The sequence below is a fragment of the Virgibacillus sp. 7505 genome, assembly GCF_002272135.1.
Lineage (GTDB): Bacteria > Bacillota > Bacilli > Bacillales > Amphibacillaceae > Terribacillus.
The window spans coordinates 1-18,147 of record NZ_NPBF01000040.1 but is presented as its reverse complement, the minus strand read 5'-3'; the positions used below and the strand labels follow the sequence as shown (position 1 = coordinate 18,147).

Below are 18,147 nucleotides of genomic sequence, written 5' to 3'. Positions count from 1 at the left end.
AACATTGTATCATGTTTTAACTTGCATTGTCAACATGTTTTTTTGTTCTTGTTTTTCGTGTTTGTCGCTTCGTTTGAAGCAACTCTAATAATTTACCACGGATGTAAAGGCATTGCAATAGTTTTTTTAAATAAATGTAAAACAATCTTACAAACTGTTATAAAGCATTATCCCGCATTCGTTAGCATTCTATGCAAATGCCTATATAAAGGTGAAAAGAAGAAGGGCAATATAGCCCTTCTTCTTTCTATTAGGAACGATTGCGCATCTGCGGGAACAGCAATACGTCCCGGATGGACGGAGCATTTGTTAACAGCATGATCAGGCGGTCAATGCCGATACCCAATCCTCCTGTAGGCGGCATACCATACTCAAGGGACTCCAAGAAATCCTCATCCATTTCATGTGCTTCATCATTGCCTTGTTCTTTTTCTTTCATTTGTGCTTCGAAACGCTCACGCTGATCGATTGGGTCGTTCAGCTCGGAGAATGCATTTCCATGTTCTCTCCCTACAATAAATACTTCAAAGCGATCCGTGAAGCGCTCATCTTCTGGATTCTTCTTCGCAAGCGGAGAAATCTCAACTGGATGACCGAAAATGAAGGTCGGCTGAATAAGCTTGTCCTCTACGCGCTGTTCAAAGAATTCATTTACAATATGGCCGAACGTCATTGTATCTTTAATATCAATACCATTTTCCTTCGCTAGAGCTTTCGCCTCTTCGTCGCTCATTTGCTTCCAGAAATCAACGCCTGTGTATTCTTTGACTGCATCTACCATGTGCAGACGTTTCCACTTCGGTTCAAGGTTGATTTCATACTCACCATAAGGAATCACAGTTTTACCAAGCACGTCTTTTGCTACATGGGCAATCAGGTTCTCTGTCAATTCCATGATTGTATCCATATCACCATACGCTTCGTATAGTTCAAGCATTGTGAACTCAGGGTTATGGCGTGTAGATACACCCTCGTTACGGAATACACGTCCGATTTCGTACACTTTCTCCAATCCGCCAACGATAAGACGTTTCAGGTGCAGTTCAATCGCTATACGCATATAAAGCGGTATATCCAATGCATTATGATGGGTAATGAATGGACGAGCTGCCGCTCCACCCGGAATGCTGTGCATCAGTGGTGTTTCTACTTCCAAGTATCCGATATCGTCCAAGTAACGGCGGATACTTTGGATGATCTTACTGCGAGTGATGAATGTCTGCTTCGATTCCGGATTTACGATCAAATCAAGGTAGCGTTGACGATAGCGCTGCTCGATGTCAGTCAAACCATGGAATTTATCAGGAAGCGGACGAAGTGCTTTGGATAGGATATCAAATGAAGTAGCCTTAACAGAAAGCTCTCCTACATTGGTTTTGAACATTACACCAGTAACACCAACGATGTCACCTAGATCCGCACTGCTGAATAGCTCATACGCTTCGTCACCAACTTGATCTTTACGAACATAAAGTTGGATCTGACCGCTCAAGTCCTGCAAGTGAGCAAAACCTGCTTTACCTTTACCGCGTTTCGTCATTAGACGGCCAGCAATAGTCACTTCCGCTTTCTTCTCTTCTAATTCTTCCTTACTGAAAGCATCAAATGCTGCTACCAGCTCTTCTGATTGATGTGTGCGTTCGAATCTGGCACCGAACGGATTATAACCTTGGTTCATGAGCTGTTCCATCTTATCGCGACGCACCTGCATCTGATCGTTTAATTCTTCACTCATCCTGTTCACTCCCATTTCTTCTATATTCATTATCTAACATGCTAAAAAAACTGCCAGCATGACTGGCAGTATTGTTCGTCCTCGTATAATGCGAGGCTTATCGCATTGCTACCTCGTATAAGTATAGAAAAGCAGCCATGCTGTGTCAATAAAGCACGTCCGATTAAAACGTCGCCATAGAAGCTTCCGCTTGGTCTGCAAAATCATAAAGCAGCTCAGCCATGTCTTCTTTTGTGGTTGCTTCATTTATCAATTTGCGTACTTTCCCAGTACCATCCAACCCTTTTAAGTACCAGGCAGCATGCTTACGCATTTCCATGACCGCTACTCTCTCACCCTTCAAACGAATCAAACGTTCCATGTGCAGCACACATACATCGATCTTCTCACGAGGCCTTGGTTCCTCCAGCATCTCGCCTGTTTCCAAGTAATGAACGGTTCTATATATCATCCACGGATCCCCAAGAGCAGCTCGCCCGATCATAACTGCGTCAACACCCGTTTCCTCCAATCGCTGCTTTGCGATTTGCGGGGTTGTAATATCGCCATTACCGATAACAGGAATAGAAACGGATTCCTTCACTTGGCGAATGATATCCCAGTTAGCAAGTCCTTCATAGTGCTGCTCGCGTGTACGGCCATGCAATGCGACTGCTGCCGCTCCTGCTTCTTGCAGTGCTTGTGCATTCTCTACTGCATAGATCGTACTGTCGTCCCAGCCTGTCCGCATCTTAACAGTTACCGGCTTACCTACTTCTTTTACAACCGCAGATACCATTTCATGAATCTTCTCCGGCTGAAGCAGCCAGCGCGAACCCGCCATGTTCTTAGTGATCTTCGGTGCTGGACAACCCATATTAATATCAATAATGTCAGCTGTCGTATTCTGATCGACGAATTTAGCAGCTTCCACCAGTGTATCCGGGTTAGCTCCGAAGATTTGCAAGCTCATCGGCTTTTCCTGTTCATCTATATAAAGCATGTTCATCGTTTTGGCGTTACGAGTCACGATGCCGTTGTCACTGATCATTTCTGCACATACGATACCCGCTCCGAATTCCTTTACAGTCAATCGGAAAGCTGAGTTACTGATACCAGCCATCGGCGCCAATACTACTCGGTTCTTAATGGTGATATCACCGATTTTGAACAACGTTTCTACCTCCCATTCAGTTTTACTATATATTTAAAGAACCCCAGCTTCTAACGCCTTGCACATCTTGAGCCGGCAATGCATCCAGCCATTCCTGCACTCTTTTGCCCCCAAGGAGCAGTTCAGGAGCTATTTCAGCTAAAGGCACTAATACAAAAGCTCGCTCATGCATGCGTGGATGGGGAAGGATAAGTTCCTCAACATTCATATTTTCAGTACTATAAAGCAAAATGTCAAGGTCTACCGTCCGCGGCCCCCAGCGAATGATCCGCTTTCGACCTAACTCCTTTTCGATACTCTGACAGATATGCAGCAGCTCTAGTGGCTCCAAGCTTGTTCCAACCCCCGCAACCAAGTTCAGGAACTGATCTTGGTCCTCATAGCCTACTGGATCTGTTTCATATACCGTTGATATCTGTTTCAATTCTATTTCCGAGTGCTCCTTAAGCATTTGGATAGCCTGCTGTAAGTAAGCCTCTCTTGGGGCTATATTAGATCCCAGTGCAATCCACGCCTGTTTCATAGACGCTCCCGCCGAATTTCCACCGCCACTGATTCATAATGCCCTGCGATTGGAGGGTTTGGCTTAATAACCTTCACTGTGCACGCTTCCAACAGAGAGAATGAAGCAAACAATTGCTTGGCAATCTCTTCTGCAACTGCCTCTATTAAGTTCTTTGCTCGTCCTTCCACAACATCTTTGATAACCTCAAACGCTTGACCATAATGAATCGACTGTGTCATGTCATCCGATTCACCAGCTTTACGCAGGTCAAGTTCCAATACAGCATCTACGGTGAAACGCTGACCAAGCTTATTTTCTTCCGGAAATAAACCATGATAACCGTAAAATTGTAAGTTGTTCATATATATCTTATCCATCTCTTACTCCTTCCCAACTAACGCATCCATCATCTTTACGATACGTGCTGTCTGTTTCACTTCATGTACCCGGACCATATGTATGCCCTTGGTAATACCAAACGCTGTCGTAGCTGCAGTTCCTTCATCCCGTTGATCTGCAGGCAGATCAAGTACGGTACCGATGAATCTTTTTCGCGATGCACCGAGAAGGACTGGGTAACCCATTGCCGTGATTTTATCTAACTCACGCATAGCAGACATATTTTCATCAAAGGACTTAACAAATCCAATACCCGGATCAAGCCATATATCCTCTGGCTTAACACCAGCATCAAGAGCGATCTGGATACTTTCCTCCAAATCCGCAATCATATCTGGAAGTAAATCGGTATAATTCGCTTCCTCACGATTGTGCATCAAGATGATTGGAACACCCAAACGCGCCGCCACATTGGCCATATCGGGGTCGAACTTCGCTCCCCATATATCGTTTATAATGGATGCACCCGCTTTTATAGCAGCTTCTGCTGTCTTCGCTTTATATGTATCAATCGAAATCGGCAAATCCACCGCTTCACTGATGGCCTGTATGGCTGGTACGACACGTGCGATTTCTTCATCTGCTGATACTGGGTCATACCCCGGCCGGGTCGACTCCCCACCAATATCTAAAATATCCGCTCCCTCAGCAGCAAGCTTTTGCGCTTGCTTAACAGCAGCCTCTACATTCGTATAACTGCCTCCGTCCGAAAAGGAATCCGGTGTCACATTAATGATTCCCATTACAAGTGTTTGCTTAGAAAGATCATATTCTTTATTACCTATTATACGTTTCATATACCGTCAACCTCTCGTTCAACTATCTTTCTAGTGTACACGAATCCGTGCATAAAAAAACACCCCTGCCTATGATGGGCAGGGGCTTTCCGTTCATTAGTCTTCGAATTGGTATAGCGGTGTAGAAAGGTAGCGCTCGCCGTTACTCGGAACGACAGCCAATACTTTCTTACCAGGTCCAAGCTCTTTTGCAACCTTCTTGGCAGCAAAGATGGCAGCTCCTGTAGAAACACCGCCCAGCAAGCCCTCTTTAGCAGCTGTTTCTCTGGCAGTCGCATACGCTTCTTCATTCTCTACTTGAATGATTTCAGAGTAAATATCCGTATCCAGGATGGATGGAACAAAACCTGCACCAATACCTTGGATTTTATGCGGTCCTGGCTTTCCGCCTGAGAGAACAGGAGAACTTGCCGGTTCTACCGCGATGATACGGATATCTTTATTCAATTCTTTCAGGACTTGACCTACTCCTGTAATCGTACCGCCTGTCCCGATTCCAGCTACAAACGCATCAAGGTCGCCTCCGAATTCAGCTGCTATCTCCTTACCTGTCGTACGTGCATGGATAGCAGGGTTCGCTTCGTTCTTGAACTGCTGCGGCATGAAATAGCCATGTTCCTTTTGCAATTCCTCCGCTTTCTGAATAGCACCTTTCATTCCTTCCGCACCTGGAGTCAATACGAGCTGCGCTCCATAAGCACGAAGAAGGTTACGTCGTTCCATACTCATCGTATCCGGCATTACAAGAATTGCCTTATAGCCTTTAATAGCTGCTACTAAGGCAAGACCGATTCCGGTATTACCACTTGTCGGTTCAATGATTGTGTCGCCCAGCTTCAATCTGCCGTTTTCTTCCGCATCTTCAATCATTGCAAGTGCAATCCGATCCTTAACAGATCCGCCTGGATTTTGGAATTCCAGCTTTACATAAATCTCGGCACTATCACTTTCCGCTGTACGATTAAGCTTAACGATTGGTGTATTTCCGATCAATTCAGAAATGGATGATGCAATTGCCATGATTATTCCCCCTAATTCCCACTATTTTAATTGGATTTATTTAACTGTAAGCAAAATATTGCTAAAAGTCAAACCAAATGAGAAGGGTTTATCGAAGCAGTGCTTTCAATTCATCTTCCGTAAACGTATACGTTTCATTACAGAAGTGGCAGTTAGCCTCCGCACCATGATCTTCATCAATCATCGCTTGGATCTCTTCATTACCGAGACTCTTAATTGCATTCTGGATGCGGTCTTTAGAGCACTGACAAGTAAAGCTAACCGGCATAGTGTCCAGGAAGTTGATATTTTCTTCTCCTATCAGCTTCTCAAGGATTTGCTCCGGTGCATTTCCTTCTCTGATCAGTGTGGAGATCGGAGCAATAGAGCTGATCCGCTCTTCCAATTGCGTAATGATTGTATCATCCGCTCCAGGCAGCACTTGCAAAATAAAGCCGCCGGCAGCAAGGATGGTATGATCCGGATTAACCAAAACTCCCGCACCCACCGCAGAAGGTACCTGCTCGGAGTTTGCGAAATAATAGGTGAAGTCCTCTCCAATCTCCCCAGATACAATCGGTACTTGACCAGTAAACATTTCTTTCAGACCAAGATCTTTCGCTACACTCAATGTTCCGACAGTACCTACAGCACGAGAGACATCCAGTTTACCGATGGAGTTCAGTTCAAAGTCGACATGCGGATTCGTGATATATCCTCTCACTTCACCTTTTGCATTGCTGTCTACAATGATAGGTCCGACTGGTCCGTCGCCTTCCACCTTTACTGTCAGCTTGTCTTCTCCCTTAAGCATTACACCCATCATTGTACTTATTGTCAGTGTACGTCCAAGTGCTGCCGATGCGGTTGCCCACGTATCATGACGGCGGCGTGCTTCTTCCACTAATTCTGTCGATTGTATTGCATAAGCACGGATATTACCGTTAAATCCTGTCGCTTTAATTAAATAATCACCCATAAGAGCAATGTCACTCCTTCTATATATATCGACCATATCGGCCTATTTTTTCCACAAGGTATTGCTTATCTTATCATAATCCCGCAGGTAAATCCTTTTATATGTTTACTATACCCAAACAAAGAAAAAGGCCTCCCAAAAGGAGACCTTTTCTTTTATGCTTTTGGACGATTATCTGAATCATCATTTGTTCGCGGATTTTCCTCAGGTATACCTGACTGATCCGGCGATTTGGAAACATCTTCGTCGATAGCTGTGTCATCAGACGGAGCTGCTCCATTTTCTTCCTGCGGCTGAATTGTGACAGTTACATCGTCGTCACTATCCTTCAGCAGGCTTGTTTTCTTCTCTGATTTTGTGCGTTCAGCGGCAACCTCATCCTCCGTAGGAAGGCGTCCTTTATCAAACAATGTTTGAATTTGGAAAGCATCCAATGTTTCGATCTCAAGGAGTGTTTGGGCAATAAGCTCAAGCTTCTCTTTATTTTCAGTAAGAATCTGCTTCGCACGTGCATAACACTGATTGATGAAGTTCTGTACTTCCTGATCGATCTCATAAGCAATTGCTTCACTGTACGTCTGTTCATTCTGAATATCACGGCCGAGGAATACATTTCCGCCGCTGCTTGTGAACTGCAACGGTCCAATCTTATCACTCATACCGTATTCTGTAACCATCTTACGGGCAATACCTGTTGCACGCTGGAAGTCATTATGTGCTCCGGTACTTACTTCACCGAAGATGACTTCTTCTGCAACACGTCCGCCGAGCAATCCGGTGATTTTATCAAGCAATTCGGGCTTGGTCATGAAATAGCGATCTTCTCTTGGAAGCATGACAGCATAACCGCCAGCTTGGCCACGAGGAACGATTGTTACTTTATGCACCATATCAGCATCATCAAGCACCATACCGATCACGGTATGACCGCTCTCATGGTAAGCAACGATATTACGTTCCTTCTTGGAGATGACTCGGCTCTTCTTCGCAGGACCTGCAATGACACGGTCGATCGCTTCATCAACGTCGTCCATGATAATTTGCTTACGGTCACTTCGTGCGGCTACTAGTGCAGCTTCGTTCAAGAGATTCTCCAAATCCGCTCCGGAGAATCCTGGAGTACGCATTGCGATTGTACGCAGATTAACGGACTCATCAAGCGGTTTATTGCGAGCATGTACTTTCAGGACTGCCTCACGTCCGCCTAGGTCAGGACGGTCAACTGTAATTTGACGGTCGAAACGGCCAGGGCGAAGAAGGGCTGGGTCAAGAATGTCTGCACGGTTTGTTGCAGCAATGATGATGATTCCTTCATTTGCACCGAAACCATCCATTTCAACAAGCAATTGGTTCAATGTCTGCTCACGCTCATCATGACCGCCGCCTAAACCGGCTCCACGCTGACGTCCCACAGCATCAATCTCATCGATAAAGATGATACATGGTGCGTTTTTCTTCGCGTTTTCAAACAAATCACGTACACGGGATGCACCGACCCCTACAAACATCTCTACAAAGTCCGAACCACTTATAGAGAAGAACGGCACGCCTGCTTCTCCTGCTACCGCACGGGCAAGCAATGTTTTACCTGTACCCGGAGGTCCTACAAGGAGGACACCTTTCGGGATACGTGCTCCTACTGCAGAGAATTTACGCGGATCTTTAAGGAAGTCGACAACTTCGACAAGCTCTTGCTTCTCTTCGTCGGCTCCAGCTACATCACGGAATTTAACTTTCTTCTTCTCTTCATTGTACATCTTCGCTTTGCTCTTACCAAAGTTCATCACTCGGCTGCCTCCGCCTTGTGCCTGACTCATGAAGAACAAGAAGATTAATACAAGCAGCAAGATAGGGAAGAGGGTTGTCAGTAGAGTCTGCCAGAAACTTGGCTGCGGCTCTTCATCTGCATTCATCTTAACGCCTTGTTCATCTGCCGTATTGAGGATTTCAGTCATCAGCTGTTCATTCTGAGGTATCTCAGTCTGGAACTGCTTGTTATCTTCCGTCTCACCTCTTACCGTATAGATATTGTTAGTAGGCTGGACGGTCATGCTTTGTATATCACCACTCTCAAGCGTGGTTCTAAACTTGTTAATGTCATACTGTTCGATTTCGTTCGTCTGATTCTTGAATAAGTTGATCACACCTATAATGACTACAAAAATAATTATAACCATTAAGGTATTACGGAACACTTTGCTCATTGCCTACCTCCTCCCAAACGAGAAAACTATAGTAAATACTACCATATGCAAAACCTGCTATACAACTAAATACCCTTTACCTTATGTAAAAGGAAGATGATCCATACCGGTACGATTATTCGGTACGGGCGCCGCCATACACTTCCGGTTTCAAAACACCGATATACGGCAAATTACGATATTTCTCCTGATAATCCAAACCATATCCGACAACGAACTCATTTGGCACACGGAAACCGACCAAGTCCGCCTGGATCTTCGCCGTACGTCCTGAAGGTTTATCAAGAAGCGTGACGATTTTAATCGACTTTGCTTTCCGGTATTTGAATAAATCAACCAGATAGCTCAATGTGAGACCGCTGTCGATAATATCCTCGATGATCAAAAGATCTCTGCCTTCCACTTTTGTATCCAAATCCTTGACGATTTTCACTTCACCGGAAGATGTCATGCCGCCGCCGTAGCTGGACACATCCATGAAATCCATCTCCAGATGTGTATCCATATGACGGAGTACATCGGACATGAACGGAAGGGCGCCTTTCAATACGCCAATAGCAAGCGGGAAGGAATCCTTGTATTCCTCTGTAAGCTGCTTCCCGATCTCAGCGCATTTTGCTTCGATCTCTTCCTTTGTAATCAGTACTTTCTCAATCTCATCATGCATTGCTCGGTCCTCCTGTTTGTTCCCCTTTTTTCGCTTGGTAGCACAGACGCAAATAGCTGCCTGATTCTCCTGTTGTTCTGCCTGTTTCCCCTTTTCTTAAACCGATAAGCCATAAAATAGTGCCAGTCGCATCCTCCACAATCGGCCAGTCCCGCCTTTTAACAGCAGGAATTTTTTCATCAATGAAAATATCTTTTACTTTTTTGGTCCCTCTCATTCCGCGCAGCTTCATTTTGTCGCCATTTTTCCTTGTACGGATCTGTAAAGGCAAGGTAACATCCGCAAGGGGCAGTACGAAGTCGTGGGAACCGTTTTCGGTTGAGTGTGGGGTAAAAGAAGCCGTTAATAGAGATCCATCAGGTAACGTGACGCATCCGGGAGCGTGAAATGTATAATGGAATAAGTCCTTTGCCTCATTACGAAAAGATACCGTCATTCGGCTATAGGACTTTGTCAGTTGTAATCCTGCCGGAAAATCTAAAGAGCTGTTTGCTTTAGAGCTAGCTATCAGTTCAAAGAACTGCGCTTCGTGCCGATGGTGCAAGTCCACCGGAAGCGCTTGATACAGATACATCAATATTAGATGATACACTCTTCTTTGTAAAGCAATCGGGTATGTAAGAAATCGGTCTATTTCAAAGGCTGCCGCCTGTTTCCCGGCATCATATTCCACCAATTCTGCAAACATCTCCGCAGCCTGTCCCTCCAGATAAGCTTCATCTGCTTTAAGCGCTTCGCTAAAGCGCTGCGCATGCTGATGGAAGGTCGGGAATTCCTTCTTTATCGGATCCAGTACACGGTGACGGAAGAAATTACGCGTATAATCCTCTGATGCATTTGACGGATCGATACGATATGGTATGTCATGCTGTTCACAATATTGTTGAATTTGGGCTTTGCTGCACGAAAGCATCGGACGGATGAGTTCTCCGCCAGCAAATGGCCGCTTGATATCCATGCCGCTGACTGCAGCAGGATTAGATCCCCGCGCCAGCCGCATCAGGATGGTTTCTGCCTGATCGTCCCCATGATGGGCAAGAAACAAAGCGTCTGCATCATAACGCGACATGCACTCCTCGAAATAGCTGTAGCGCATTTCCCTGGCTGCAACCTGGGTGCTTTGCTGATGTGCTTCCTTCCATCCCGGAACGTCTAAAGTTACAGCTTCCGATACAATCCCCCATTTTTCGCATATTTCTTTTACGAATACCGTGTCTAACCTGGATTCTTCGCCCCGTAAACCATGGTCGACACTTAAGGCAATGATGTGCCAATTTCGCCGCTGCTTCTGTTCCTTCAGGAAATGAAGCAATGCCATTGAATCGGGTCCGCCAGATACACCAGCCAGGATAGTCGAACCTTCCTTCCATAAACCATGTCTGTCCATAAATGCTGTCACAGTATGTTCCATTTTCCGTCATCCTTATGTAGTTGCTGCTTTAATCGTACCACTTATGCTGCGAGACAAAAAGTTTATTGCAACAGATAAAGGACATAGCAAGCAATACCATAGACACTTAATACGACACACTCTCCCAAACCGGTTTTGCGTCTATTGCTCTTCGCTACTCGGGAAGGAGTTGCTGCCGGTGCAGGAGCCTTCCTCCTCATAAGATGCTTTACCAGATCCTGCTTCATTGCAGCGCTGTCTGAATATTTGCCTGTCAAAGCCTTATCCAGGATTGGCCGCAGTTTTTCAGCACGGGATAGCGCCGCCCTTATGGCTGCTTTCGGTGTATCTCCTTTCAGAAATCTTCCGCCATTCACAATTTCCAGGGCTGTCATAGCAAGTGCAAATAGATCGTATGAGGGTTCCGCTTTCCTGCTTCCCATACCCCAGTGTCCTCGGTCATAAAACTCGGTATATTCCTTGATTGCCCTGCCTTTCTGTGTTGTCCCTCCTACATCTACCCACCGAAGCCGAACAGGGTTTTCACAAACAACCAAATTATCAAGCTTCAAATCACCGAAAACCCAACCTGCTTGATGGAGGTGATCCAAATCCTCCAGCAATCCCAGCAGCAATACCGGCAGCCACTCCGAACCTTTTGCTTTTATGTATGTATCAAGTCTGCTTCCCTTAATATATTCCATCACATAAAAGGTATACAGTTTGCCGCTTGGACTGACATAATCATCGCTATCAAACAAACAAGGTCCTAGGAAATGTCCCTGGACCTTTTTCAGCGATTGCAGTACATTCATTTCCATCGTCATTGAGGTACGTTTATCACTGATTTTCAAGGCGGCATCGACGCCGTTTCTTTTTGTCAGATAAACAGTGCCGATTGCTCCGCTGCCAAGTTTTCGTATCAGCGGATAGTTTCCTTTATGCCATTTGCCCGTCAAACGGATACCGGGTTGTAAATCAGCTGCCGAATTCTTCATATTCAGCGATCCCGTCTGTACGCTTTGGCAGAGATTTGCGGCTGAATTCGTGAATTGCTTCCCGCAGCGCAGGCCCTGTCGGTGTGACTCCGCCTGTAGCAAGCTTCGGAAAAACAGAAGACACGTTTTCCAGTCGCTCCGTCCACTCCATCACTTTGACTGCAGGATCCCTTTTTCCAGGGAAACCAAGTATGGCAAACTTATTATTGCCAAGGCGTGCATTCATACTAATGGAAAGATCGATCAGCGCCTCCTTCACGACAGGAAGCTTATGGTGCATGCTGGCACTCGTATCTACGAGTATAAGCACTTCCAGATTAGCCGTTTCACTTATTTCCTCAACGACTTCCAGTACATCGCCCCTTTTTTCCGGCGGCAAATCGTCCAATGAATTACCTGGCCCTAAGATTTGCTTTAATTCCCGATTAACGACCCCCTCGATCGTCTGGGTCATTGCTTGTTTTGTCACCATTTGGACTGTCTCTGTCAAAGCTTGCTTATAAATCAACTGACTGACACCGCCTCCTGCTTTAGCAATGTTCTCCACTTCTTCGAGGCTAAGTGAATGTTCCGTATGCCCCTCCTCCAGAATACCGATTACATTTACCGTAATGTGTTGGGCATAAGCCAAGGCAGCGACCGCTGCTGGATCTTCGCCGCGGTTGGAGCATCCATCTGTGATCAGCAGGATCTGTTTCAGCGTACTCGGTTTCATCGTTATCCCTCTTCTCCATTCGTTATCTCCATCATCGACGGGAAAGAGAGATAATATACGTTCGCTATGCCTCCTTCACTTTGTTTTTATAAGTAGGGATGGAAGCCCATTCCGGCATATTGCGATCAATTGCTGCCACCATGACAGTCATGTCATCCTCTATTTCTCCAGCACGGTGGCGAACAACCTCTTCCAGGAGCAAATCTGCCATCTCCTGCGGCACAGTTGTATTCATCTCCTTGATCTTCCGCTTCAGCCAGATATCCGTGTTCTCCACATGCCGCGGAGCCTCAAAGATTCCGTCACTCATCATGACGAGCAAGTCACCCGGCTGCAGCTGCTCCTGTACGACGTCCACCTCCAGATCCTGTACGATGCCGATCGGTAAGTTGCCAGACTCTATTTTAAGGACCTGATCACCGCGCTTGATGAAGCTTGGTGTCGATCCGATTTTAAGGAATTGGACTGCTGCGTCATGCAAATCGATGACTGCCAGATCCAATGTTGCGAATATCTCTTCGTTGGAGCGGAGCGAGAGGATGGAATTGATCGATTTGATTGCCACTTCTTCTCTGATGCCTGATTGCAGAATCTGCTGAAGCAGCCGTAATGTCTCGGTGCTTTCCTCATGCGCTCTGTCTCCATTGCCCATACCATCACTGATTGCAATCGCGTACTTGCCCGCCCCTAGTTCGATCGTGGAAAAACTGTCTCCCGATACGAACCCCCCACCTTTTGCCGCATGTGCAACACCTGTATCCACAACGAATTTCTTAATGGAAGAGAACGCCAGGAAACAGGACTTATCTGGAAACGGCGCTATTTCTTCCTTCGTTACGACGACAGTCTCCCCCAGAATGTCGGATAAAATAGGGCCGATCAGCTTTTGCCCCTCGCCATGGTATCCTTGTATAGATACATGCATCTCAATATCGATGCTCCCTTTCGTCAGGGAGAATACATCCAGCTTGTCCACGACTAAGCCAGCCGCCCGCAAAGCAGCCATCATTTCCACCTCTTGGTGCTCATGGTTCTCCTTTTCCTTGACGATCTCTTTTGCAAAGTCGCCCATAACCTCGGATACACCGTTAAGCTGATCGGCAACAAAGCGACGGCTTTCCTGTACCTGCCGCCGCAGCATCTGATTAGCTTGATGGAAACTCAGCTCATGCTTCATCGTTTCGATCACTTTCTTCGATTTGACACAGTGGGACTCCAAGTTCCGCTCCAGCAGTTTATTCGGAGGCCCTCCGTCCTCCATATCCTCTTTCAGACTCTCCATTAATTGATAGGTTCGATCAAACTGCTGTGCGCCCCAGCAGCGATCCTTTTTAAAGCACAGCTGGCATGTCTGCTCGGTCACATTGCCAAGCAGAAAATCAGTCTCCCGATTCCGCACATCCTCTGCCTCCCGATCAGGCGTAGCGAAGCTCTTCGCCAATGCATCAAACACATTGGAGAACTGCTGCACGCGATTAGCCGTAACATCGCGTACCTTTTGAAGATATTGCTCCTGTTCCTGGCTGTGCTCAGCAGTGCCAGGAACGAAACGGGACATACGCCGGATCCAGCTGTCCGGCGTCAAAACGAGCAGCAGTATACTAATAGCCGATGCAAGCAAGGATGGATATACCTCCTGCATGCCCTGCTCCTGCCCATACACACCGATAAGTAATGTTCCTATAATAAGACCGATGCTCACCCCGAATTTTTTTCCGTCCTTTAATAAGCCGCCAAGCAGACCAGCAAAGGCTAAGAGGCTCATCTCATAGAGACTTGCAACATTGGCAAGACTGAGTATCAAGCCGGCAACTACCCCAACAGTCGAGCCCATTGCCGCCCCGCCGATCAAAGCCAGCAGCAATACGAAGTAGCGGGAGAATATCTGCTCCACTCCAGCCCCTTGGATCTGCCAGCCGATCGTGCCGGTGAGTACTGAGGCTAGCAAAATGATCAAGCAGACTATCTCTTCATTTTTTAATGCCGGATAATATCTTTTAATGGATAATAACGGAATGCTTTGCATAAAGATGATAAAGAGTACAGAACCAAGAATTCCTTCGACGCCGATCATCATCCAGTCAAAGCTGGACAAGGTGTTTTCATAGGAGAGTGCCAGCATCCTCGGTAGGGAGCTTGCCAGAAAGACGAGTACAGCCATGACCCGAATTTGATGCGGTATCTTCTTACTAATCATGGCAAGGAAATAAAGTACGAATGCTGTACCTGCTATATATAGTCCATGTGTCCAATGATAGGTTCCCGCACCAGCGATTGTTGCCAATGTGATTGGCACCATTCTCTTTCTTCTTGTCAGCCAGATAGATGCCAGGAATGCTGCCGCAAATGGGGAGACAGTGGTCAGTACGACAGCCCGTCCAAGCAAGAAGCCTACTAAAGCCAAAAGCCATGCCTTCTCTATCAATAGAAGTTTCGCCAGATCGAACCCCTTCTTCTTCCAATTTTCCAACCGCTTCTGCTCCACTCCGTAAATGCCCCATTTCTTTCTTGATACTGTCTCCATTTCATTAACACTCCTATCCTATCCTCATATTTACCGAGGCTCTGTGTACATACTATGGTAATCCCCGGGACAAACTCTTATTTGAATATAGTCATTTAACCACATCCCATATTCATAATTTGTCAAAAGAACCGAGCGTGACTTAAAAACATTTCGACTTAATCCCATACCTTCTCACCGGCTTCAACACGACTTGGACAGCTTAAGCTTTTTTGCGGCATTTTTCCCTGTCGTATTTAGCTCTGGTTTCGTAAGTCTTGTCAGAAAACTTTTATTTTTTATAGGAAGCGTTTTCCATAAAACTTCTATATTGCATTTTTGAGAAAGAGGAGTAGAATAGTTCCTACTGAAACAGTTCGCATGCGAACTATTTTTTTGTTGAGGGGATGACAACTTTGACTGATGAGGAAAAAATCAGCCAAGTGATCCAATCGTTTCGATGTCTGAATCAAGCTTTTCATAAGCAATTTTGGCATAATGCTGATCAATTAGGTGTGACTGTCGTTCAACTGCACATCCTGAAAGTATTAGCGGACGAGCCTGGAACTGGCTTGAACGACCTTGCCCAAAAGGTGAATGCAAGCAAGAGTACAGTAAGCGAAACGGTTGAAAGGCTTGTTAAAGCTGAATTGGTGAAACGAGAGCGCTCTACCCATGACCGCCGCGCAATCGTTCTGTCACTAACTCCAAAGGGACTGGAGCAGAAAAAGACAGCCTACCGAACCTATTTGCAAAGACTGGGGAACATTTCAGACTTCAGCACGGAGGAAGTGGAGACTTTATTGTCTCTTCACAGCCGTTTGCTAAAAAAGATAACAACTCAAGGAGATGAAACAACATGAAAGATCGTTCAGCCTATGTTAATCCAGAATCATTAACCAGAGGCCCGATCGTCGCTATCTTGGTTTTGGGTGCTTTCGTAGCTATCCTGAACCAGACACTGATGAACATCGCGTTACCTGTCATGATGGTGGATTTGGATATAGAAGAAAACTCAGCACAATGGCTGACAACAGCATTTATGCTGGTAAATGGTATCTTAATTCCGATTACTGCCTTCTTTATGGAAAGATTCACAACTCGTAAGCTATTTATCACTGCAATGAGCTTGTTCGCGATCGGAACACTTATTTGTGGAGTCGGACCTGATTTTACAACAATCTTAATCGGTCGTATCGTACAAGCAGCCGGCGCTGGTATCATGATGCCATTGTTATTCAATACTGTATTGAGCCTTTACCCAATTGAAAAACGCGGAAGCGCCATGGGTGTCATCGGTCTAGCGATGATGTTCGCACCTGCAATCGGACCTACACTTTCTGGTTTTGTAGTCGAGCACGTATCATGGAGATGGTTATTCTTCATCATTCTGCCTATCGCTATCATCGATATCATCCTTGCAGTATTCATCCTGCGAAATGTAACGAAAACACAGAAATCTTCAGTTGATGTGTTATCCGTCATCCTGTCCACTATCGGATTCGGCGGCTTGCTATACGGCTTTAGTGTTGCCGGAGATAAAGGCTGGGATTCCGCACCGGTTATCACTACACTTGTAGTGGGTGGTATATCCTTACTCATCTTCATCATCCGACAATTGACAATCAAAAAACCAATGCTCGAGTTCCGTGTATTCAAATACTGGATGTTCTCTCTATCGACTACAATCAACGTCGTTATTACAATGGCTATGTTTGCAGCGATGCTATTGATCCCGATTTTCACACAGAATATGCTAGGTTATTCACCGCTTAAATCAGGTCTATTGCTACTGCCTGGTGCACTGGTTTCTGCGATCATGTCGCCGATTACTGGTAAATTGTTTGATAAGATCGGTGCTCGTCCGCTTGCGTTGATCGGACTATTGATTACAACAATCACAACTTACTTCCTAAGTACGTTGTCTATCGATACAACTTACACATATATGATGACTGTCTATACCTTCCGTATGATCGGTGTATCCATGGTTATGATGCCAATTATGACAGCTGGTTTGAATCAGCTTCCTAAACGGTATTACGCTCACGGTACGGCGATGGCGAACACACTTCGTCAGATGGCCGGTGCGATCGGTACTGCATTGCTGGTTACTGTGTTCTCTACTCAAACAAAGGAACACGTTACAGACATGATGATGTCTGGCACACCGCAGCAGCAAGCTACATTGCTAGGATCCATTGAAGGTATCAATGATGCCTTCTGGATTGCTACACTTATCGCAGCTGTCGGTTTCATCCTTTCCTTCTTCCTGAAAAAGGTTCGCCCTGCAGATGAGATTGAACAGGAACAATCAACAGCTACTACAACACCTGTCGGAAAACCTTCCGAAACGCATTAATAGAAAAACCTGCATCCGTTATGGATGCAGGTTTTTTTTATATATTGGCCAGATGTTCGGAAAGGTTATAATCATGTACCTTCCACTTTTCTTCGATAAACTGGATATTGCTCAAGCAAGCGTTGACTAGATGTGTATTTTCAGTATCAATTTCTCCATTTGAGATGGTTGATAGAATGGCTGAGATGACGGCGCCATGACAAACGAGCAGCACCTTCTTATCACCGTACTTCGCATTCACTTCCTGCAAAGCCAGCATGACACGTTCTACTAAGTCCTCCCATGATTCCATACCAGGGAAGTCCCAGCTAGGATACTTTGCCTCCCGCTCTGCCCGGGTCAGTCCCTCTGCCTCGCCAAAACCTCTTTCAACGAAACCTTCCATCTCCACTAGCGGCAGCTGTAATGCTTCATTAAGAATATCAGCTGTCTTTCTGGCCCGCTTCATCGGACTTGCTATGATCAGATCAAAATCACTTCCTGCCAGATAATCACGAGTAGCTTGCGCCTGTCTGATTCCTCTTTCATTCAGTGGTATATCTGTACTTCCCTGTACTTTACCTTGTTTATTCCAATCTGTTTCTCCATGCCTGACAAGACAAATCATCCTGATCCCCTCCCCTAATCTATAGTCTTACTATACCGTATTTTTCCTGTTAATCGTTATCGATAAAATTGTTGTTGACATATAGTCCAGGCTATTGTATTATATTCCTTGTGCTTCTAAACAATTCATTTATA

16 protein-coding genes are annotated in these 18,147 nt (G+C 45.6%); 2 read left to right on the top strand and 14 right to left on the bottom strand.

Annotated elements, in window-relative coordinates; translation table 11 throughout:
• Positions 1-250: 250 nt before the first annotated feature.
• From lysS to spoIIE, 13 genes are all read right to left on the bottom strand, one after another.
• Complete coding sequence (lysS, locus tag CHH91_RS17635; RefSeq protein ID WP_095224729.1) at positions 251-1,735, bottom strand: lysine--tRNA ligase; 1,485 nt, start codon at positions 1,733-1,735, stop codon at positions 251-253.
• Positions 1,736-1,898: 163 nt separating this feature from the next.
• Positions 1,899-2,888 carry a tRNA dihydrouridine synthase DusB gene (dusB, locus tag CHH91_RS17630; RefSeq protein ID WP_095224728.1) on the bottom strand — a complete coding sequence of 330 codons (990 nt, stop codon included), beginning with the start codon at positions 2,886-2,888 and terminating at the stop codon, positions 1,899-1,901.
• A gap of 25 nt (positions 2,889-2,913) precedes the next feature.
• A complete protein-coding gene (gene folK, locus CHH91_RS17625; protein ID WP_095224727.1) occupies positions 2,914-3,411 on the bottom strand; it encodes a 2-amino-4-hydroxy-6-hydroxymethyldihydropteridine diphosphokinase in 498 nt (165 codons plus the stop codon).
• A complete protein-coding gene (gene folB / locus CHH91_RS17620; RefSeq protein ID WP_095224726.1) occupies positions 3,408-3,770 on the bottom strand; it encodes a dihydroneopterin aldolase in 363 nt (120 codons plus the stop codon). The genes folK and folB overlap by 4 nt, the downstream gene beginning before the upstream one ends.
• A gap of 3 nt (positions 3,771-3,773) precedes the next feature.
• The gene (gene folP, locus CHH91_RS17615; protein ID WP_095224725.1) at positions 3,774-4,589 is read right to left on the bottom strand and encodes a dihydropteroate synthase; all 816 of its coding nucleotides are present in this window, start codon (positions 4,587-4,589) and stop codon (positions 3,774-3,776) included.
• Positions 4,590-4,685: 96 nt separating this feature from the next.
• The gene (gene cysK / locus CHH91_RS17610) at positions 4,686-5,609 is read right to left on the bottom strand and encodes a cysteine synthase A (protein WP_095224724.1); all 924 of its coding nucleotides are present in this window, start codon (positions 5,607-5,609) and stop codon (positions 4,686-4,688) included.
• An 88-nt stretch (positions 5,610-5,697) separates the two neighbouring features.
• Complete coding sequence (hslO, locus tag CHH91_RS17605; protein ID WP_095224723.1) at positions 5,698-6,567, bottom strand: Hsp33 family molecular chaperone HslO; 870 nt, start codon at positions 6,565-6,567, stop codon at positions 5,698-5,700.
• A 155-nt stretch (positions 6,568-6,722) separates the two neighbouring features.
• A complete protein-coding gene (ftsH, locus tag CHH91_RS17600) occupies positions 6,723-8,771 on the bottom strand; it encodes an ATP-dependent zinc metalloprotease FtsH (RefSeq protein ID WP_095224722.1) in 2,049 nt (682 codons plus the stop codon).
• Between the two features lie 115 nt (positions 8,772-8,886).
• Entirely contained in the window at positions 8,887-9,438 is a 552-nt protein-coding gene (gene hpt / locus CHH91_RS17595; RefSeq protein ID WP_095224721.1) for a hypoxanthine phosphoribosyltransferase, read from the bottom strand.
• Entirely contained in the window at positions 9,431-10,849 is a 1,419-nt protein-coding gene (gene tilS, locus CHH91_RS17590) for a tRNA lysidine(34) synthetase TilS (protein ID WP_095224720.1), read from the bottom strand. The genes hpt and tilS overlap by 8 nt, the downstream gene beginning before the upstream one ends.
• Before the next feature lie 62 nt (positions 10,850-10,911).
• Positions 10,912-11,826 (bottom strand): protein kinase domain-containing protein, encoded by a 915-nt coding sequence (locus CHH91_RS17585; protein ID WP_095224719.1) that lies wholly within the window; start codon positions 11,824-11,826, stop codon positions 10,912-10,914.
• A complete protein-coding gene (locus tag CHH91_RS17580; protein WP_095224718.1) occupies positions 11,807-12,541 on the bottom strand; it encodes a vWA domain-containing protein in 735 nt (244 codons plus the stop codon). The genes CHH91_RS17585 and CHH91_RS17580 overlap by 20 nt, the downstream gene beginning before the upstream one ends.
• Positions 12,542-12,605: 64 nt before the next feature.
• Positions 12,606-15,065 (bottom strand): stage II sporulation protein E, encoded by a 2,460-nt coding sequence (gene spoIIE / locus CHH91_RS17575; RefSeq protein WP_095224717.1) that lies wholly within the window; start codon positions 15,063-15,065, stop codon positions 12,606-12,608.
• A gap of 395 nt (positions 15,066-15,460) precedes the next feature.
• On the opposite strand from spoIIE, the gene CHH91_RS17570 reads away from it, so the two are divergent.
• Together CHH91_RS17570 and CHH91_RS17565 are read left to right on the top strand one after the other, a co-directional pair.
• The gene (locus CHH91_RS17570) at positions 15,461-15,907 is read left to right on the top strand and encodes a MarR family winged helix-turn-helix transcriptional regulator (RefSeq protein ID WP_176465844.1); all 447 of its coding nucleotides are present in this window, start codon (positions 15,461-15,463) and stop codon (positions 15,905-15,907) included.
• The gene (locus CHH91_RS17565) at positions 15,904-17,406 is read left to right on the top strand and encodes a DHA2 family efflux MFS transporter permease subunit (RefSeq protein WP_095224715.1); all 1,503 of its coding nucleotides are present in this window, start codon (positions 15,904-15,906) and stop codon (positions 17,404-17,406) included. Before CHH91_RS17570 ends, CHH91_RS17565 begins: the two co-directional genes overlap by 4 nt.
• Before the next feature lie 37 nt (positions 17,407-17,443).
• Here the strand turns inward: CHH91_RS17565 and CHH91_RS17560 are convergent, their stop codons facing one another.
• Positions 17,444-18,019, bottom strand: coding sequence for a histidine phosphatase family protein (locus CHH91_RS17560; RefSeq protein WP_095224714.1), 576 nt, complete (start codon positions 18,017-18,019; stop codon positions 17,444-17,446).
• Between the last annotated feature and the right edge of the window lie 128 nt (positions 18,020-18,147).